The sequence below is a fragment of the Sphaerospermopsis reniformis genome (genome assembly GCF_005402885.1).
GTDB lineage: Bacteria > Cyanobacteriota > Cyanobacteriia > Cyanobacteriales > Nostocaceae > Sphaerospermopsis > Sphaerospermopsis kisseleviana.
Genome location: NZ_BJCE01000017.1, coordinates 22,011 through 42,343, shown reverse-complemented (window position 1 = coordinate 42,343; position 20,333 = coordinate 22,011). Strand labels below are relative to the sequence as shown.

Below are 20,333 nucleotides of genomic sequence, written 5' to 3'. Positions count from 1 at the left end.
TTGTACTGAACGCTGATCACATAGTCTTAATGCTCTCACTACCAACAAATACAAATGAAAATACTCAAACTCATCACCAGTGTTTAACTGATTCAAGTCCAACTCTTTTGCTGGGTAATTGCTTTTACTTAAATTTGCTGGTGTTAATGGTAAACTCTGATTTAGAAAGCGTGTCATACCTTGCCAACTTTGGGCGATCGCCTTTTGTGCTTCTAAGTGTAATTGTATATTTTTAATCTTGGATATATCTGATATTTTCCAACCACCAGCCCAAGCAGAATGGTGACGACCAGCAGCCATAAGGATGGCATAACAGATATACCGAATTTGTTCATCATCGGCGGCAAAATCATCGTGCAGTAGGGGAACTAAAGATTGTGTGAGAATATCCCTAGCTAGGAATGCACTTTCAACAGCGTGGTTAGGACGTTTGTGTTTTTTTTCGTGGTCTTTAAGTGCTGCTTTTTGCTGACTATCTTCTGGGTTATAATCAGTGTGTGCTAGTAAATGTTGTTTGGGGTTTTGACCTTGGAATGAAGAATGGGCGATCCCTTGCCATCCCCGCATCACTTGTTGCCATTTAACTTGTAGTTTACCCAGGTCATGAGTAAAGATAGCAAAAAACACTAATAATTCAAATAATGCTGCTGCTTCTGACTCTTGGATATGTGGAAAAATCTTGTTTTTAATTAATTTTGTCCCTGCTGGTAGTAGTTCATTCCTGACACTACTGTAAATCGTTGGTTCAGCTTCACCGTTTTTCAAACGTAAGGTTTTAAATGGTTTTCTCCAACAAGTCCACATAGAACCCAAATGTCCAACATAAGTATCCATGTGATAACGATATTCACTGACAATTGAACGCTGTGATTTTGGTGGTGAAACAAAACCATTACCAAATTCATTAATACCAATCAATAATCCAACATTTTCATCATAATAAATAAATCGGGGATTTACTAAAATATTGATGCTGTTAACCAATGAATCACGGGATTTAATTTCTGTACAAACAGGTTGACTATAGGTTTCTGCTTTATCCTTGGGTGCTTCAATTCTTTGGAAAATCCAATCAGTGCCAAATTCTAAATTTTTGGAATCTCGCCAAACTTTGCACAGTGTAGAGACGGGAACTGAAAAAGAGATTAGTTTGCGGGGATCAATGGGTTCTTGTGCAAAATCAATAAATAATCCGGTTTCTTCCCAAACAAATAAATTCCGACTATCAACTGAACGAATTAACTCACTGGCAAAAGATTGATCACCCCTGAAAAATGCCGCTTCAAAGTTCTGCTCAAACAACATTTGATTATTTTGCCGCCGTTGTTGTTGCAATAAATCTTCTGCTGTATGTACCTGATTAATCCAATTTTCTTCGGTGCGAAATCCCACATTGTCATTAACTTGATTTGATTCAGTATGTGCTTGTAATACTTGCCATGTTAATTCACAGGTTTCTTTAGGATATGGCAGAAAACTTTGTTTTTTCTCAGGAGTTTCTTGTGTTTCTGGGTCTAAATCTGCTTCTGCAAGGGTAGAATAAGCTTGGTTAACTTCTACTGTCTGATAAACCAAAACTTGACCCTGTTCATCTTGGAATCTTGCACAACGTCCTGCCCTTTGTAATAATGAGTTCATGGGGCAAAGTTGACTGTGCATTACTTGGCAAGTAATATTAATTCCTGCTTCAATTACTTGGGTGGAAATAAGAACGTAACAATTACCATCATCTTGCCAATTTTCAGCAAAGGTTTCTTTTAAAAATGTTTCTTTTTGGGCGCGATGTTCTGGTAAAAATCGAGAATGTAACAGGGTAATATTTAGTGTATAATCATGATTAAGTTCTTGTAAATCTCTATATAATCCCTGCGCCTGAGAAACGGTGTTACAAATAACAATAACTCGTTTTCGTTGGCGTGTGTGTATATCTTCTATAATTTCTAAGGCATTTAAAGAATGGGATTTTGCTTGAAAAGTACGGCAGCGTTTACCTTCAATTGCTTGTAAATCAGTGTCTTCAATTTGAATTATTTCCATTGTCTATTAAATTTTGAATTTGTGTTGCTAGTTCGTTGGTTAATGTGGCGGTCATTAGCAGAAATGGGGAAATACCTTTGACTTGTTGTAAAACTTTGAGGACAGTGGTAAAGGAACGGTCAGGGTCAAGTAAATGCAGTTCATCAAATACTAGATAAGATGCGAAAATTGCCCCGGAGTTAACGTTAGCTGAACCCCGACCAACGGAGTAGGGAATATTCAAAAAACTGCTTAACATTTGGTCAATGGTGCAGAAGACTATATCACCTTCAAAACGGGGGTCTTCTGGGTTTTCTCCGGTTTGTAGAGTAACGACTGGACAAGGTACATTTTGAGCTTGTGACCAGCGTTGAACCAGGATTTCTGTTCTTTGTCGCAGACTGTTGGCCAGGGTTCGCAGGGGGACGACGTAGATTAATTTATTAGGGAAGTAGAGGTTGAGGGTTTTGGCAAAGAGAAAAGGGGCGATCGCTGTTTCGGTTTTCCCTGACCCTGTGGGTGCGCGGAGAAGGATGTCTTGACGGTTGAGGAGTTTGGTAATAACTTCTCGTTGAAAGTTGCGTGGGGGAAAGGTGGTTAGGGTTTGGAAGTGTGCATCTATCATTAAGTGCGGTAGGTTCATTGGTTTGAATATTAACTTGGAAGATGGTGGTTTCAGGGAGGCGATCGCATTTATGTTTTTGGTGGTTTTGGTGGTCTGACTATAGCGGCAGAATTACCTCCTTCAGAATTTTCCTTTGGCTTTTGAGGTTGTTTATCTTTTTTGATTGGTTTTTCTACATTAGTAGTTTTAGGTTTAGGCTTTGGAGTATTAGAGATGTTTTTACCATCGTTAATTACTTGTAAAGGGTCAGGTAATACATGACGATTTTGGTATTTTTTCTCATCGAGAGTCATATATCTAGTTATGCTTGTATCTGGAGTTTTATCGCACCGCAACATTGCAAGTAACATTTCAATTCTAGGAATTTGGTTTAAATTAGTCACTATTATTTCTGTTGGAAAATTTTCGTGAATACTTTTGTTTATGGAATGTAATATAAAAGTTGTAAATGCTTTCACGCATTCCGATTCTTTTTGTCCAACCTCTATTTGTATTTCTTCTCCTGTTTTCCATTCTCCATTATGAAATAAATTTTTATATCGAGAGATGCGATCACTTAGATGTAAATCATAATTAATCTTTACTGCACCCATTCCTAATGGTTTACCCATACCCATAGAAAAGCAGTATTCTTCACCTATTTTACCTGTTCCTAATATTTGTGATTTGTTACTGCTTAGACTCAACACCCATAATAATGCTCCCAATTCAATATCAGTTAAATTTTCAAAATGAATATTGAAAGTAAAAGAAACACCTGCTTTGATAGGTTTTATTTTTGTATATTGAGATTTAGCTCGATCTATGTTTTGTTGATTAGTTTCTTTAATTTCCTCTTTTCCATGAGGTTTATGCCAATATAACTTATGTCCTCGAATCACTGTTTTTTCAGATTCAGATTGAGGGGAATAGTGTTTTAAGTTTTCTTTATGTGTACTATCTTGTACTAAATAGTGCTGAAAAGTAGTTGGTTTAGGACTAGCTAAAATTTTAGGTGTTATCGTCTTTTCATAACTACCTTCCCACCATACATTACCTTTATAATTACAAGTAGCATTGTCAATAAAAATACGCCCTGCACGCGCTATACCACGTCCATTGCCATTTATATAACCAAATATAGTATCAGTTAAATCAAGGACTAAAGAATCTTTTAAAATATCTGGTACTAATTCTAATGGAGATAAATCGTATGGTAAACGAAACATCTGCGCTCTGCCAAAAAAACGAACTGTTTCACCATCTTCATTTAATAGGAAAAATACAGGTTCAGGTTCATCAGTTTGTAAAAATCCACTTTTTTGACGACAATTAACAGTAGGCTTATCTTTAGGAAAAGCGTCTTCCTGCCATTTAGTTAACTGATCATCATCTAAAAAACGTCTCACCATTTCTCCTGATATTTCGTATTTTTTAAGACTTTCATCTAAAAATACAAACTCTAAATGTTTATGTTGCATATCTCCTGTAATTACAAGAGTTGCTTTTTGAAAATTTTCGGCAGGAGTAAAACTAGCATTATGAACTTTACGAAACCGTAAATACATATCTGGATGACGGTGTCCACCACTTTTGTTAATTTTTCTTTTAAAGAAATAATCTTGCTCTTGAGTGTCTATTTGAACGTAAATTGTTTTGTGTTGCAAATTCCATACAGGGGTTTTTCCAGATCCACTTCCTTGATAAATTCCTGAATTAGAAAGAATAGAGAAAACCCGATTATTAATGGTTGAATTAAAATGACTATTAATACGACCATAGCCACATTCCTCAATTATGTATGAATTTCCTTGCTTTTGTAAAAAGCCAGCACGCACTTTTGACCCATAGCAATAAGCTTTAGGATTGGGTGAATGTTCAATTTGTCCAATATTTTCAACAAAATTTGCTTGATAAATTTCTCTTAATGCTGGATCTCCTAGTGATCGATAAAAAAGTTTATTAGCTATAACTTTATCAATCTTACTAAACGTAATAATTTCAATCAAATTCCTGAACATTCCTCTCAAGCTGCTACCAGGAATAACAGGCTTTGTAGATTTTTCTAAAGGATTTGTGTAAAAGAATTCTGGTAAATCTTTTGATTCTGCACCACATTCAAATTCTTCTTTTGTAAATCCACATCTAATATAAAGAGGAGATTCAGTAGTTAAGGTACATTCAATTCTGCCGGTATAACGATTTTCTTCTTGCGAATGATAACGGTTTTCTTGTGGTAGAGAATCTGGGGATACTTCTACAACCGATTCTGGCAATTCTACAAAATTATAAGGAGTGATCGCCTTGCGATAATCTGGAACTTTAGAAATATGTTTAGGATTCATTTTTAAATCTCCTTATTTGTTAAATCAACTAAACGACTTAGATAAATCCGAGCAACCCCCGAATCATCATAATTAATGTAATGACGAACTATTAATCTAACTTTATTTTTTAGTTCACCCTTTTCTCCTAATTCAATATCTGTAAAAGGTACAGCGTGTTTCAGTCCTTGTGAATCATCCCATAATAAAGTAAAGCCATTTTCATGATGCTTCCCGTGTGTTCCCCACAGAATTTGATTTTCAGTAATATAGTCATCATTCTTTAAATTGTCATCTTGAATTAAACGTGCTTTAAAACCTCCTTCTATTCTCCAAATCATTACTTCTGATTTATGCCCAAAAATACGACATTGTTGTAAAGTTTCTTTTTTCAAAGTTGGAAAATCGCATTTAGGAAATAATTTAACTGGTTCAGTAGTTGTAATCAATTCACCATTTTGGAATTTACCCCAAATTACCCCATCATCAGCATGAGCTAAAAGGTATGTTAATTGATTAACTTTGGTTTGTTCTTCTATCCATGTTTTCAAGTCAACATTATTCGATATCTCTAAATGTTCACATTTTGGTTGATTCATTTGTTAACCTCCTCGTTTAAGGCAGAAACAAAATCTTGTAAAGATTTAGCATCACTTACAACTAAGTTCTCTGAAGATTGTACAATAGTAAATGTTTCAGTTTTTCCTTCTCTTCGTAATTTAATAGCTGCATTTTTACCTTGTAATCTACCTCTACCAATGCTGCTTGTACCTCCCACTGGTAAATCACCAGTCCATAAATCTTTTAGTAATAATAGAAGTAACCCAATTTCATAATCTTCTGGATTACGTAATTCAAGATTTAATTCTAAATGTGTACCATCTTTAGGAAATATTGGCTGTTCATTGAATAATGCACCATGTAAAGTTCCCCCTGTAAAACGGTCAATAGCTATACGATTTTGTACTAAATCTGTATAGTTTTCAATGATACTTTCATGAACTATTAAACGACTAGCTTTTGCTTTTTCGTTATTTTGATCAATATCCTCTATTTCAGATTGATCTTTTTTATCAGGAACAAAACCAAATATTTCCTTGATAATTCGCTTTGTAACTAGAGGTTTTTTGCATTCGGTTAAAGTATTAACAATTTTCTCTGCACGATGACGTAAAACTCCGGCTAAAGATGTACCAGATAAAACAGGTTTTAATTCTCCATTACGTCGTGATTTTAAATGTACTACATCGGGTGCTTTATCACTGGATGCTTGACCAGAACGAATTAATAAAGGACTAGCGAGGGTAAATGTAGCGTGAATTTTACAGAACTCGCGCTGATCTTCCCATTCTTCTGGAAACTCAAGACCTGCTTCTTTCATTACTAAAACAATTGAAGCTCCATTAGACGGTAATTTAGTACAAGGTGTGTCCGTTGACCATGAATGATCCAGAGTTAACCAAGCTATGCGATCACTTGCATTTCTTAAATCAAATTGCCAAACTTGCCACTCTTTGACATGACAACGACCAAAACCGCGATGTTTTTTGATTCCTAAGCTGATTTCACCTTTTTCTAAACCTTTGAGTGCGATCGCTAATCCTTTTAGTAAGCTAGATTCATAATTGGGATTCTCAGGTTTTTCTTCTATCAATAACTCAAAGCATAGGGGAAATTCTGTATCTGCTTGCAGAAGTTCTAAGTCATATTTAGCTTTATCTGCTGCTGTGCGAGTGACACTATCAATTTTTACACTATCTCTTAGTTCAGGTTGAATTATTTTACTACTAATTGCATCATTGATAATCAGTGGACTTTGATCACCATCCTCATCAGTACGTAGTCCTCCAAATAATGAAAATTCATCACTGTTTTGGTATTCTCGTAAATAATTGCGTAATGCACCCGCAATAGATGAACCCATGAGTAAGGCTTTATCTTCTATACTATCTCGTAATATTTGTAAATCAATATTTCCATCTGTATCACCACTTCCTAAACAAGTTGGAGTATCTAATACTAATGATCCACGTATAATAATACGTTTGTATATTTTTCGTTGATTACGGTTGTTAATGCGGTTACAATCCATTATTTTTTCTCCTTGATTGCTTTTTTAGCCAATGCCATAACTAATTGAAGTGTATATTTCTCAAGTAATTTATTCTCTCTGGCTATTTCATCTGTAATTTTGCGTTCTATTCCTGCAACTGTAACTGTTAAATAATGTTGATTAGGAATCCAAACGCCAGGATTTTTTAACCATTCTTCTATTTGTTTTCTGAGAAGTATATTGTTAATAGATGCCTTGTCTAACTGTTTTTTTGCATTTGTAGGTAAATTATCTAAAAGTGATAAAACCATATTACAATCACCAGTTGATAATGCCTGTCTAGCTACTAATTGTATTCTAGATAGTTGATTATTGCTAATATTTCCTTCTATTTTTAATCTTCCTATTTCTTTTAATAAAACTTGTTCTAGCTTTTGTGATAGTAATCTTTCAGCCATTTTGTGTGCTAGATTAAAAGATATTTCATTTTCTAATGCTGGTTTGTCAGATTGTTTTTGTTGAGACTTTCTTAAATGAAAGTATTCTTCTGTTAACCAATTAATCGCTATTCTACCAAAACCTTCATTTCTCCGCTCACCAATACCTTGATTTTCTAATTGTTGAATTTGTTCTGGAGTTATATCATCAATATTTTCAAAAACAAATACACTTCCTGCTGATAATACGGGAATTTGAGGTAAAGGAAGACCCCATTTTTTATTAAATCCACCAACTATGTTACTACTAGCATAACTACACTTAGGTTTCAACTTTGTATTTAATGCTTTTTCCAATTCCTGAGTTAAAGGTACTGGAGTTTTATTAGTATGAGATGGAGGTATTACAGAATATTGTCCCCACTCATCACGTAAAATTAAATCACTTAATAAAGTGACAGTAAAGTTATCATTTTCAATACGATCACTAGCTGAAATATCTATTTCATTCCAATTACTTGTCAGTTTTAAACTTTCAATTTTTATATGTCCATAACCAGCACTTTGAGAACCACCCATCCAAATATTTAGTGATGAGTTTAGTAAGTTACTGATCATTTGTGCATCAGCATCATTACTACATAGGATAACAGCTTGGAATTTTTGCCCAGCATCAATAGCTTCATATCTAAAAATTTTACCTTCACCTTTTGATTGTTTAGTTATCTCATTAATTTTAGTTTGTGTAGAGCGTCCTTTTTGGCGATCGCGTTGATTATGAATATTAATACGTCGAGATATAGTATAAAGGGTATATTCTTGTTCTTCAAGACACCAGAATTGTTTCTCTAGTTTCTTTGGTTCAACATCTTCTGGTATTTCATATTTTTGAGCGCAGTCATAAACTAATATTGAATCAGATACTTCTGAAAATTCATCATCTTTGTGTTTATGCCATGAATAGGGTATCGGTAAGGTGCGCTTTCCTTCATGACTTAATAAATAAGCATTCAAATATTGAGTCTTACTGGAATCAAAAAATAATCTTTTAACTTCATCATTATTCAAATCTAAATTTGATATTTGACGCTGTTTCATATAACGTCCAATCATTGCACCTCTAATCATACTACCAGGAATAAAACTATAGGATACATCACTATTTGGATCACCCTGAAAAGATGTTGCTAGTAATGGTTGTTGTGTATGTAATGAAAATATAATAGCTTTCATTTAATTCTCTCCTGAAATTGTTGCAAATAAATTTATATAGTTGTGCGTTATATCCTCACCTGAACTATTATGCAACGTACATCGTACAGATCCACGTCCTCTGTTTCTTCCGCTGCCTATATGTCTAAGAGCTAGTGTACCAACAGATAAAAGTGATAAAATTTCATTATTTGGTTCACTTTGAAAATGTAACTCTGAGGTAAATTCTAAATCTCGTATTACTACACGAAATGACCTTAAACTACCCTTAGCAGATACTCCTGATTCATCATCAATTGCAGTTTGGCGGCGAACTGTAGTTAATGAATCTAGAACTTCTTGAGTAGTTAAATTTGGGTTTTCTTGGTTAATTTGCCATCCTACAGCTTGACGTAAATCATTTGGTAAACAAGCATCTCCTACGTGCATAATTCCCATTTTGTTTAAATCACTACCGGGAATACCAAATAAATTACAGGCTATATTTTCCCAATATGCGCGATGTTTGTCAGATGAAATTGTTGAGATTAAATTATCACATTCTTCACTTAATAAACCTTTTAAAGTTCGTCCCTGTAAATAGGGAAAACCAAAAGCATCATGTTGTACTTCCTGATCAATTAAGCCAGCAACACCATCACCTCTACCAAAGGTAGTATCACTCAACAGTTTAATTTTTAATTGATATTTATTCACTTCTTTATTCCTCCAGAGAAATATAGAAATCCATTGCTTCTATTGCATCAAAATAGCCACATACCCCATTTAACCAACCTTGTGTAACTATTTGTTCAGTGGTATTACCATAATTTGGCAAACTTGGTAAGTTATAGCTTCGTAAAAAATCTTTAACAGCATCTTCAGAGCCTTCTCTCAAAATTTCTCGTAACGCCATAACTTTATTTTTACGATCTTTCCAATCTTCTCCTTCTTTAAATTCTCTAATTACTTTTGTTATAAAATCCCAAGTTCTCCACTCACTATAATGAGGATTTAAACGCAGGGGACGCATTGCTAAATTTTGAGTTTTATTATCAATTTTGATTTTATATTCACGTTCACGAATTTCAGTGATTGAGCCTGTTAAACCACTTGCGGCTAAATGCCAATCAAGAGCAGAAAATCCATCGGGTTCAAATTGTTTTTTACTCTTAACAAATTTTTTTGCATTACTACACAATTCTTCACTAACTTGATATGCTCTAGCAAAAGGATAATGAGTTTTAACTACACAAACACCTGCACACGCAGTCATCTTCTCACCATCAGGTAGTATAGTTTTTTCAATTTCTTTCAGGAATAAAGCTGCTAATTCAATACCTAATCTTCCTTCACAAATTAAAGTGATATCATCTCCACCAAAAACTAAAGGACGGAATGGTAAGTAATAATTTCCGTTGAGTAAGAACTCACCTAAATTACCTACTATTTTCCCTTGTTCAATTGACTTTATAACTACTTCTGCAACTTTTCTAAGTGCAGCTTTGTTATTATTATGTACACTTTTAGATAGTTCACGGATTTTTTGGATATATTCACGGTTAGTTTTTGCTTCATGACCATATTTTTGAAATCTTTTACCCATGCTGTTCCCATCTGCATGAATAATTGCTGTATAACTTGATTCACCATAAGAACGTCCAAGATGATCTGTTCGTAAAGGAAATTTATAAATATTTCTATCTACTATTCCTGAAAAAATTTCTTGTAATTCTTTTTTAGCCCTGGGAACAGCTTTTAATTTCTGTCGGGTTTCTGTTGAGATTAAGTAACTATCTGTGGTTTCGTCTTCTTCATCATATTCAACATATTTTTGGCTGCTATCTACTGCTGGTAGTTGAGTTGAATCACAAGTCAAAGTTACACCTAGTCCTAAAATTGGTACTGAAGGAATTCGCTCATTTTTTCGACTTTCAATTTCTACCTTTATTAAATCTTCAACTATTTGAGATAGGTTATTCTTATCCCAATTAAAATCTTCATGAGCAACTATTAAATTGATACCTGGAGCATCTTCTAATATTTTTCGGCTTAATGCACCAATGCAATCAACAGCTATTTCTCGAGATTTAGATATTAATAGAGCATTACCGCCACCTGAATAGACTAATTCAGCATCTAAGTTACTACTTTCAATTGGTTGTTCTAATTGTTTTTCACTTAATCCTAATTTTTGGAGAAGAATTGTTTTTAACCATTGATTACATACTTCTGAAACTAACTGAGATGCTCCTATATTTTCACGTAAACGATTACTACTAAAAATATAGTCTTGAATACCAGATGTATCTATGATAGTTACAGTAAACATTTTCATTTCTTTTTAGCCTCGTTGTTACGAATCCAATCAGCAATTTCTTGAGATAGATTTAGTAAATGCTCACGTCCAAAAACAGCTATTTTTTCATCTTTTTTTTGAGAATCAGGCTCTGTACTAAAAACATTAGTAATTTCAGTTCTTAGAGCAAGTACATCCTTTTTATTAGCACAACATACTAAAGCTACTCTTGCTTCTGACCCTCCTAGCTGTTGCGCCCGTATATATGCTTCAAATAATTTTGACTTACACAACTGTTTTGTTTGATCTGTAGTGCAAGAAATAGCAAATAGTTGATATCCCCTCATAAAAGCTACATCAAACTGAAATTTATTTTGTTTTGGATTTTTATAAGTAGCCATCCAAAATGAAGTTGCACTATCGTGAATTAACAAATTCTCAGAGATTTCTTGAACTTTTTGCAAAACATAATGTTCTAGCCATTCTCCATCAAGCCATTTACAAACTTGCTTGATATTTTTAAATCCATTTTCTTTGAGAGTTTGAAGCGATAATTCTTCGCCTGTCAGCCCCAATTCATGCAAAGCATTAATAATTGAATTATCACATTGTAAAATATCTAAATTTAAAGGAGGAACTTTTTTAAGTTCCTGATCTTCTAACCAATTAGATTTTGTATCTTTTGTGACAGGACGGAAAATTTTAACACACCAATTTTTCCATGTGTTTAAACTATCCTCTTGTGCATGAAATTCCGCAAAAACTTGTGCTGCTTTGGGTTGTTCAGGTTTTTTAGCCGGTTCTGGATGCCATTTCCAGCCGTGTAACTCAAAAATAGTTTGAATATCTACTTGCAAAATATTTGGCTCAATCTTAATCTTCTCTATTTCCTTATTTTCTCTATCTATACACATTTCCAAGTTACGTGGGTCTAGATAGCTAAAAATAAGATTTGAACGCTGCTTATATATTTTATCTATATTTTTGTTATTTTCCTCAATTTCCTCATAGAATAATGTCCGATAAGAATGTACAGACATGGCTTTTGTACCACCTGTGTAATTTAGTCCAATTTTTCCATTAGATATTTTTTCTATAACTTCATTAATTTTTACCCTAATATTATGAGCATCAGATTCATAATCTTCAATAGACCACAATTGTATAGTCTTTAAATGGCTTTCTGATCTAATGAGAATGCCTTGTAGTCGTTTTGCTTTATCTTCTGTATCTCTTGTATGCACTAAATAAACAGTTCCACCTTTATTCACTAAAAGTTTTGCCGCCACATAATTAGGTAAAGGATTTTCACCTATCAACAAAAACAGATGATCAACTTTATACTTATCTAATTCAGGTGTACTCATAATCTTTAATGTATCCTTCTATCAAAATTTCTGTTACCAGTATACATAGCATTGGAAATACCCCCTTCCAATATCTGCTAAATTGTAAAAAATACCTGAAAACCATTGATATCCAGTGAATATACTCTCACATACCACCCCATCCCCCAACATCTTACAGCAATTAGCCAATGGATCTCTTGATCAAAGTCACAACCTCACTCGCTCTATTAGACTGTGGGTATTATTACATTGGTTATACAGTGAGAAAGGACAAGCTGCTATTGGTGACACCTTTACTTATACTGACTGGCGACAAGCTTTCTTTACCAAAACCCACAAGGATGAAAAACAAACCGATATCATCAACCATCAAGACCCTGACTGTGCTTGTCTCAAAACCACCCGACAATGGTTAGTAGAATTGGAAGTATCTATAGATGAGTGGCAAAATTCTTTACAACAACATATACCAGTATATAACTCTGATTTAGAAAAACTTGTAGAAGAAATCCTCAAGGAACGGTTATTTGCCCAAGTTCGCAAATCACTTCAAAGCGACTTAGATTTATTAGTCAGTAAAAACTGCTTGCAACGAGTAGATTATGTTTCTGGTAGAAGCAAATATTACCGTCGAGTAGAGGTATTACCATTTTCTCAAAAATCGGAAAATTTTAGCTACGAAACGAATTTAAGTAATAAAAAACAAGCCTATTTAGCTGGAACTTTAGGTATGTTTAGTTTTCTTGACCCTACTTTACCATTACTTGCAGAAGAAATCTCAGAAGAGGAAATAGATGAAGACAATCATCGAGTTTTTTTATATGCTGATTATGTAGTACCTGAATCAAGTCCAATACAAGATGCAGTAGATGAAATTCAAAGTGATTTACAGGATATTTGGGATTCAGGAAAAATCCAACCTTTACTTTTAACTTATCTCAGCGCCCATCAAAATAAAATTTATGAATGTGTTGTTTATCCAGTTTGTATTTATTTTATGGAACGCGCTAAATATCTGTGTGCCTATGGTAAAACTCCTAAAGGTGATATCAACTGGTACAAATATCGTTTAGACAGAATAATCTCCCAACAATTAGAAATGTTAGATTGGGAAGATAATCGTGTTCCCCAACTACTAAGAGACAAATATAAAGAAGAACAATTACCAACTCCTAAAACAGTGAATATGAAGTTAAGAGAAGCTTGGGGTTGTGATTTTTATAAAGATAAAATATTGATGATATTGCGGTTTGAGAAAAATTTTCACCAAAATTATATCAAAGGAATCAACATCCACCAAACATTTAAAGCTATTAGCCATGAGCAAGCACAAATACTAATAAAACAAAACACATCTAATTCACTACATCAATATATTTTACCAATTCTTGATTCTCGGTCAAATGATGATGCTTATTACCAGGTTTATTATCGGAATACCGATTATTATGTAATTAGATGGTTACGAGCTTTAGGTTCAAAAGTTGAAGTTTTACTCCCTTGGGAATTAAGACAAGAAATGCTGCTAGAACTCCAAAATACTTGGAATTTATATACATAGAAATTTGGAACTTTATCAAGATTTACTCAATTTATGAATCAACAAAATCAACCCCTATTAACTGAGAAATTCACAGAAGCTTTAGTTTATGCTACCCATCTTCATGGTGATCAAGTCCGCAAAATTAGCGGTGTTCCTTATGTTTCTCATTTATTAAGTGTTGCAGCGTTGGTGTTAGAAGCAGGAGGAACAGAGGAAGAAGCGATCGCAGCTTTACTGCACGATAGTATAGAAGACCAGGGTGGAAAATCTACCCGTGAGGAAATTCGTCAGCTTTTTGGTGAAACAGTTGTTACAATTATTGATGGTTGTACAGAATGGGATACACCACCTAAACCACCTTGGCAAGAACGTAAACAGCGATATTTGGATCATCTGCGTTGTGCTTCTCCTTCAGTGCGATTGGTATCTTTAGCGGATAAACTGCATAATGCTAGGTCTTTACTAGCAGATTGGCAACAAAGGGGAGATATAATTTGGCATCACTTTAGTTGTGGTAAGGAGAAAACTTTGTGGTTTTACCAATCATTGCTGGAGGTTTATCAACAGACTGGTTCTGATGTGATGACACAAGAATTAGAACGAGTGATCAAAGAACTATTTGAGTAATAATCTGTTTGAAATTGTAAATTTCAGCTTGATAATTCTTAACCGAATTTAGCTTGACAGGTAAAGCAACCAATTTTACCCTTAAATAAGGATAAATTTGGCAAACCGAAGCGGGGGCAAAAACCCCAGGGGGTCCGCCAAATCGACAGAACCTTGATAATTGAATAGTTCTAGCGTTTCATCAGTTTCAGTTGGCGGTTCACCCGAAGCCTGAAATGAGGTTTTTTGAGAGGTCTGCCAAATTCGTCTCTAGACTCCGGTTCTAGACTATGTTTCAAAGCGCCGGGGTTTCTGATTACCTAATCCCCGCAAGGGGACTGAAACATCTATCCCCCAAAAGATTTAGACGATACAGTAGATAAAGTTTCTGATTACCTAATCCCCGCAAGGGGACTGAAACAAGAATTATTAAATTCACTAAAACAAGAACTTCCTAAGTTTCTGATTACCTAATCCCCGCAAGGGGACTGAAACAATATCCACCATAATCTCGTGCTCCTGTAATTTCAAGGTTTCTGATTACCTAATCCCCGCAAGGGGACTGAAACTTTTCTAAAGCAGTCTCAAGAGCCACTTTCTCAGCTGTTTCTGATTACCTAATCCCCGCAAGGGGACTGAAACTAACAGCTTTCGCCCTTTTCTTAGAAAAAAAGAAGTTTCTGATTACCTAATCCCCGCAAGGGGACTGAAACCAAAAGGGTCAACTTGCTAGTTTCTTACATATTGTTTCTGATTACCTAATCCCCGCAAGGGGACTGAAACCCACAAAGCGTAGTTTGATGTTAACTGCAGAGTCTCCTTCTAGGTTTCTGATTACCTAATCCCCGCAAGGGGACTGAAACTTCCCACTACCTTGATTACCAATTAACCATAGGGGTTTCTGATTACCTAATCCCCGCAAGGGGACTGAAACGACAAGGTTGCAGTTGTCAACGCCAAGCTGAATCGCTCCGGTTTCTGATTACCTAATCCCCGCAAGGGGACTGAAACAGTATAACGTCTAACAACAAAACGCTTTTCAATCTTGTTTCTGATTACCTAATCCCCGCAAGGGGACTGAAACATTTTCCAACTTCTTTATGGTGACCGCGTGACAACCGCAGTTTCTGATTACCTAATCCCCGCAAGGGGACTGAAACACGGTGGTGACGTTGGTGACACCCCCTGAAACCGTTGTTTCTGATTACCTAATCCCCGCAAGGGGACTGAAACGGGTTTATAGACTTTATTCTTAACATTGACAAATGTTTCTGATTACCTAATCCCCGCAAGGGGACTGAAACACTATTGCTTTAATTTCTTTCTCTTGTATTTGTTCTGTTTCTGATTACCTAATCCCCGCAAGGGGACTGAAACTGAAAATATGGGAATCGACAGCATTACGCTATATGATGTTTCTGATTACCTAATCCCCGCAAGGGGACTGAAACTTTCCTCTTGAACTTTAGATTTATTATCTTTCCTAGTTTCTGATTACCTAATCCCCGCAAGGGGACTGAAACCTGCATCTAACACTTCTAATTCTTTCTAAATAACAGAATTAGGTTTCTGATTACCTAATCCCCGCAAGGGGACTGAAACAGAGATGGTCAACGTAACTCCTACTAACATCCATTGGTTGAAGTTTCTGATTACCTAATCCCCGCAAGGGGACTGAAACCTTTGACAAACCTAACATCTGGCTTGTGACGAACCTATTGATTAATTTTAAATATTATTGAGGAAACCCCATGAAACCCATTTTCAGAACCACAACATTAGCAGTTATTACAGTATTATCATTGAGTTGGCATAATCAAGGATTAGCACAACAAACACAAGGACAAAAGTTAGTAGATTCCATACAGTCTGTAGCACAAGTCAAACGTCAACTCAAAGAGCTTTTCACCAACTTAAATCAATGCGGTACAGGTGGTTGTTTTAATATGATAACTACCAATATCTGTGAATTAGTTGGAGCATTGGATGTCAAATTAGATGGTAAAATTATTGGTGAAATGTCTGGTTTTAGTGACACAAAACTCCCTATTTCAGCATCGGACTTAAAATTGATGAAAAAAATATTTAGTCAGTGCAAACCCACTAATTATCAATATTGGAAATGGGAAACTGTACTGCACGTTGGCTATGATCCCACACCCCAAATAGACAAAGAAATCCGCGCTGCTCTGGGCGCTCCTAAACCACGATAATTCAGGTTCTTAGAGGAAATTATATTATGCGATCGCTCTTACTAAATTATTGAGGGAAAGTTAGCGATCGCCCCAACATCATCAACATCATATTTATCTTATGAACCAGACACCAGAAAGCCTACAACAAATTGAACATTACTTTCATGAACTAATGAGACAACGGTCCAGGGATTTAATTGATAGTCAGAACTTGGAACTCCCCAAATTAGAATTTACCGTGAATCAAGAACAACATTGGTTTCCAATTCCAGGGATGTACGGCGGTTTTAGTTATTGGTGGGAACAAGAAACTCTGATTACCGAGAGTTGGAGTAGGGTCGTCGGCGGTTCTGGTCAAAGACACAAAATCACTACTCAGGGCTTTGAGTTGCTGGAAGAGGGGTTTGTATGATTTGTTGATTCTTAGAGGAAAACTTGGAATTGGGGTCTTCCAATAATTCGTATAATACAAAAATATGACTTTTTAAGTCAGTGATTATTTGGTGAATAGTAATTAGCTTACCTTGAATATTAGGATTAATAACATGGGACAATGGATAGATTTTCAACAAACCGTTAATCAAAGATTACTCCGAGAATATTTAGACAATGAACAAACCAAAGTCAAAAATATGAACATAAAGGGACATGGACTTGTTCGGGGTATTGCAGGTTCTGGTAAGTCTTTGGTTTTAAGAAATAGAGTTGAAAAAATTATTAATGACTATGATGATATTTTGATTCTTAGCTACAATCGTTTTATGAATGGTTGGCTTACCTCAAAACTTAGAGAAAAAGGCATTAGTAAAAAAATCACTTGTAAGACATTTCATACTTGGGCTTATTATAACCTAAAATATGACTATAATTTTGATCAAGATGATAATTTAAGAAAACAAGTAATAGAATTAGCAACAAAATCACGTTTGAAATACCAAGCCATTTTAATAGATGAAGCCCAAGACTTTTATGATGAGTGGTTTCAAGCTGTTTTACAAGTATTAGATACTGATACTAACTCTCTCTTTTTTGTTTATGATAACACTCAATCTGTTTATGGTCAGCCACATAGAAGAAAACAAGATTGGTCTTGGCGGAAACTAGGAATTAATGTTGTAGGTCGTTCTCAAATTTTTGATGTTAATTATAGAAACTCCCCAGAAATTCTTGAATCTGCTTGGCATTTTATACTGACATCATTATTTGATGCTAATATGAAAGTATCCAAAAAAGAACAAGTGCAAACCAGAATAGGAGCTATTATTGAACCCAAGACAAAAAAATCCAGAAGTTCAAATATTCAGCCGTTACTATTACAAATTCCGAATTATGAATTACCATTAATAGTTGCCCAACAGGTTAAATTAGCGTTATCAAGTCATCAACAATCTTCAATTGGTGTTTTAGTACATCCACAGAATTGGCGACTTAAAGATTTAATTAGTGCAGAATTATTAAAACTGAATATTCGGCATCATGCTCCCAGAGGTTCTAGAGAGAGGGACATGAATGTTGTAGATAGACCTTTTGTAATTGTTGATTCTTGGAATGCCCTAAAAGGTGTTGAATTTGATGCTGTTATTATTGCAGGTTTAGATATGGCTAATGAGTTTCCCCATGACCCCGATGCTGATTTTCAAGAAAAAGCTGGGATTTACACGGCTATGACGAGGGCAAGGGATCATTTAGTAATGTTATACGATACCAAAAACTCCATTGTTGACTTGATGGAAAATGCTTTGAACTCCCCTCCTCAATTGGAAAGTCAAGAGTAAAATATGGGCGATCGCTATCAGCATTACCCACTCCATTTTTACAAAACCCTAATAACCAAGTAAAAAGATTTTCATTAATTAAATAGAAGCTCAACTATGACAAAGTTTCCTTTTTTGGCATTTGAAGGATTAGACGGGGCGGGTAAAACTACCCTAGCACAACTATTTGCAAAGCAACAAAACTTTCATTATTATAGTAGTATACCACCAGAATTGATTACTTTACGGGAGCAAATAGCAACAACTAAATCCCCAATTAGCACATTCCATTTTTATAGTTTGTGCAACATTTTACGTAGTTGTGAATACACACTAAAATTGAATGATTTAGGAGTTGTAGCTGATAGATATGTATTCTCTACTCTTGCTTATCATAGTCTGTTAATGAAACAAGACTTGTCTTTTTATCTAAAAATACTGCAATCAGAACAAAAATTTTTACTACCTGATGTCATTGTTTATGTAACAGCATCTCAGTCAATAATTAACCAACGTATTATCCAACGAAGTCAGAAAGTCCCTATGCAATGGTATGGGGATAAAGTTTCTATTGAATATAATCTTGATGACTCATATAAACATATATTTGGATTAGTCAATATACCAATCATACAAATTGATACAACTAATTCAAATCCTGAGCAAGCATATTCTAATTTGTGCTATGAACTACACAAAATTAGCGAAAGTATACCCGTAATAAGGTCTATAAATTTCGATGTTAATTAGCTAATTTCAAATTTTAATGTATCAAAAATAATTATCATGAAACCAATTTCTGTAAATTTTCATCTGTGGAAACCATGCAATTATCATTGCAGATTTTGTTTTGCTACCTTTCCCGATATCGAAGGAGCTTTAACTTTAAACGATGCTAAACGTCTTCTTTTTCTATTACGTGAAGCAGGAGCAGAAAAACTTAACTTTGCTGGGGGAGAACCAACACTACACCCTAACATTGGTGAACTTGTAGCTGAATCGCATCGTTTGGGATTTATAACCAGTCTTGTGAGTAATGGTGCGCGAATGACTCAATTACTAGAAAAACACGCTGATAAAATTGATTGGGTTGCATTATCGGTAGACTCTGCTTCAGAAGCAGTCCAAAAGAATTTAGGACGAGGGAATGGTGATCATGTAATACAATCAATTGCTTTATTTGATAAATTACATCAATATGGTATCCGCATTAAACTTAATACAGTAGTTACACGCTTGAACCACCAAGAAAATATGTCAACTTTTGTCAGGCGGGTGAGTCCAGAGCGATGGAAAATATTTCAAGTATTACCAGTACAAGGTCAAAATGATGGTAGCGTTGAGGAATTGCTGATATCACCACAACAGTTTCAAGAATTTGTTGAGCGACACCAACCCCTCATAAACGAAGGATTTCAAGTTATTCCAGAATCAAATGACTTGATGAAAGATTCTTATGTAATGGTCAATCCACAAGGGCAATTTTACAACATCACTAAAAACAATGGGCATTCATACAGTTCACCAATTTTAGAAGTAGGTGTAGGTGCTGCCCTCGCTCAAGTTGGTTGGAACACAGATGCTTTTTTACGTCGGGGTGGTATTTACTCTTGGAAATAGTTAACACTAGGTTAACCACCATCAGCGATCGCCATTCCCAAAACACCCCCAAATTCTTAGAGGAAACCCCAAATCATACTGTCTATGGCCACACTGATTCCTTCATTTAGTAGTTGCAGTTCCAGAATGACCTCCGGCGAAAGGAGGTTAGCGCAGCGCATGGAGGAAAAACTAGATGATGATTACCTGTTATGGTATGACGTACCCATCGGTAAGAAACAATTACATCCAGATTTCATAGTTTTACATCCTAGTCGTGGTTTATTTATTCTCGAAGTCAAAGATTGGAAACTGGACAAGATCAAAAGTAAATTTCCCTCAAGAAAATTTTTACATTGATAC

The 20,333-nt window shown here is 35.0% G+C and carries 17 protein-coding genes and 1 CRISPR repeat array; of the genes, 8 read left to right on the top strand and 9 right to left on the bottom strand.

What is annotated here, in order from left to right; translation table 11 throughout:
- From cas3 to FFR48_RS04385, 9 genes are all read right to left on the bottom strand, one after another.
- The coding region (gene cas3 / locus FFR48_RS04425) for a CRISPR-associated helicase Cas3' (RefSeq protein WP_137666492.1) at positions 1 to 2,037 on the bottom strand (2,037 nt) is incomplete at its 3' end.
- Complete coding sequence (locus tag FFR48_RS04420) at positions 2,018 to 2,659, bottom strand: DEAD/DEAH box helicase (RefSeq protein WP_096572927.1); 642 nt, start codon at positions 2,657 to 2,659, stop codon at positions 2,018 to 2,020. The genes FFR48_RS04420 and cas3, both read right to left, overlap by 20 nt.
- Positions 2,660 to 2,709: 50 nt before the next feature.
- Positions 2,710 to 4,965 (bottom strand): TIGR03986 family type III CRISPR-associated RAMP protein, encoded by a 2,256-nt coding sequence (locus FFR48_RS04415; protein ID WP_137666491.1) that lies wholly within the window; start codon positions 4,963 to 4,965, stop codon positions 2,710 to 2,712.
- A 2-nt stretch (positions 4,966 to 4,967) separates the two neighbouring features.
- Positions 4,968 to 5,543 carry a type III-D CRISPR-associated protein Csx19 gene (gene csx19 / locus FFR48_RS04410; RefSeq protein ID WP_096572925.1) on the bottom strand — a complete coding sequence of 192 codons (576 nt, stop codon included), beginning with the start codon at positions 5,541 to 5,543 and terminating at the stop codon, positions 4,968 to 4,970.
- A complete protein-coding gene (locus FFR48_RS04405; RefSeq protein WP_096572924.1) occupies positions 5,540 to 7,036 on the bottom strand; it encodes an RAMP superfamily CRISPR-associated protein in 1,497 nt (498 codons plus the stop codon). Before FFR48_RS04405 ends, csx19 begins: the two co-directional genes overlap by 4 nt.
- A complete protein-coding gene (gene csx10, locus FFR48_RS04400) occupies positions 7,036 to 8,667 on the bottom strand; it encodes a type III-D CRISPR-associated RAMP protein Csx10 (RefSeq protein ID WP_096572923.1) in 1,632 nt (543 codons plus the stop codon). Before csx10 ends, FFR48_RS04405 begins: the two co-directional genes overlap by 1 nt.
- A complete protein-coding gene (locus FFR48_RS04395) occupies positions 8,668 to 9,342 on the bottom strand; it encodes an RAMP superfamily CRISPR-associated protein (RefSeq protein ID WP_096572922.1) in 675 nt (224 codons plus the stop codon). It abuts the gene before it with no gap.
- Positions 9,343 to 9,346: 4 nt separating this feature from the next.
- Positions 9,347 to 10,957 (bottom strand): Cas10/Cmr2 second palm domain-containing protein, encoded by a 1,611-nt coding sequence (locus tag FFR48_RS04390; protein ID WP_236103991.1) that lies wholly within the window; start codon positions 10,955 to 10,957, stop codon positions 9,347 to 9,349.
- 2 nt (positions 10,958 to 10,959) lie between these two features.
- Entirely contained in the window at positions 10,960 to 12,291 is a 1,332-nt protein-coding gene (locus FFR48_RS04385; RefSeq protein ID WP_137666490.1) for a Card1-like endonuclease domain-containing protein, read from the bottom strand.
- 115 nt (positions 12,292 to 12,406) lie between these two features.
- Between FFR48_RS04385 and FFR48_RS04380 the strand changes: the two genes are divergently transcribed.
- The 8 genes from FFR48_RS04380 to FFR48_RS04345 all read left to right on the top strand — a co-directional run bounded on the left by FFR48_RS04380 (position 12,407) and on the right by FFR48_RS04345 (position 20,330).
- The gene (locus FFR48_RS04380) at positions 12,407 to 13,834 is read left to right on the top strand and encodes a TIGR03985 family CRISPR-associated protein (RefSeq protein WP_096572919.1); all 1,428 of its coding nucleotides are present in this window, start codon (positions 12,407 to 12,409) and stop codon (positions 13,832 to 13,834) included.
- Between the two features lie 33 nt (positions 13,835 to 13,867).
- On the top strand, positions 13,868 to 14,443 hold the full coding sequence (locus FFR48_RS04375; protein WP_096572918.1) for an HD domain-containing protein: 576 nt from the start codon (positions 13,868 to 13,870) through the stop codon (positions 14,441 to 14,443).
- A gap of 287 nt (positions 14,444 to 14,730) precedes the next feature.
- A CRISPR array of direct repeats spans positions 14,731 to 16,103; the repeat unit is 37 nt; unit sequence GTTTCTGATTACCTAATCCCCGCAAGGGGACTGAAAC.
- Between the two features lie 70 nt (positions 16,104 to 16,173).
- On the top strand, positions 16,174 to 16,635 hold the full coding sequence (locus FFR48_RS04370) for a hypothetical protein (RefSeq protein WP_096572917.1): 462 nt from the start codon (positions 16,174 to 16,176) through the stop codon (positions 16,633 to 16,635).
- Positions 16,636 to 16,735: 100 nt separating this feature from the next.
- Entirely contained in the window at positions 16,736 to 17,029 is a 294-nt protein-coding gene (locus FFR48_RS04365; RefSeq protein WP_096572916.1) for a hypothetical protein, read from the top strand.
- A 133-nt stretch (positions 17,030 to 17,162) separates the two neighbouring features.
- Positions 17,163 to 18,392, top strand: coding sequence for a UvrD-helicase domain-containing protein (locus FFR48_RS04360; RefSeq protein WP_096572915.1), 1,230 nt, complete (start codon positions 17,163 to 17,165; stop codon positions 18,390 to 18,392).
- A 96-nt stretch (positions 18,393 to 18,488) separates the two neighbouring features.
- Positions 18,489 to 19,121 (top strand): deoxynucleoside kinase, encoded by a 633-nt coding sequence (locus tag FFR48_RS04355; protein ID WP_096572914.1) that lies wholly within the window; start codon positions 18,489 to 18,491, stop codon positions 19,119 to 19,121.
- A 36-nt stretch (positions 19,122 to 19,157) separates the two neighbouring features.
- Positions 19,158 to 19,991: a viperin family antiviral radical SAM protein gene (locus tag FFR48_RS04350; protein WP_236103990.1), complete on the top strand. Its 834-nt coding sequence runs from the start codon at positions 19,158 to 19,160 to the stop codon at positions 19,989 to 19,991.
- 126 nt (positions 19,992 to 20,117) lie between these two features.
- Positions 20,118 to 20,330, top strand: a complete 213-nt coding sequence (locus FFR48_RS04345) for a nuclease-related domain-containing protein (RefSeq protein ID WP_236103989.1) — start codon at positions 20,118 to 20,120, stop codon at positions 20,328 to 20,330.
- Positions 20,331 to 20,333 lie beyond the last annotated feature (3 nt).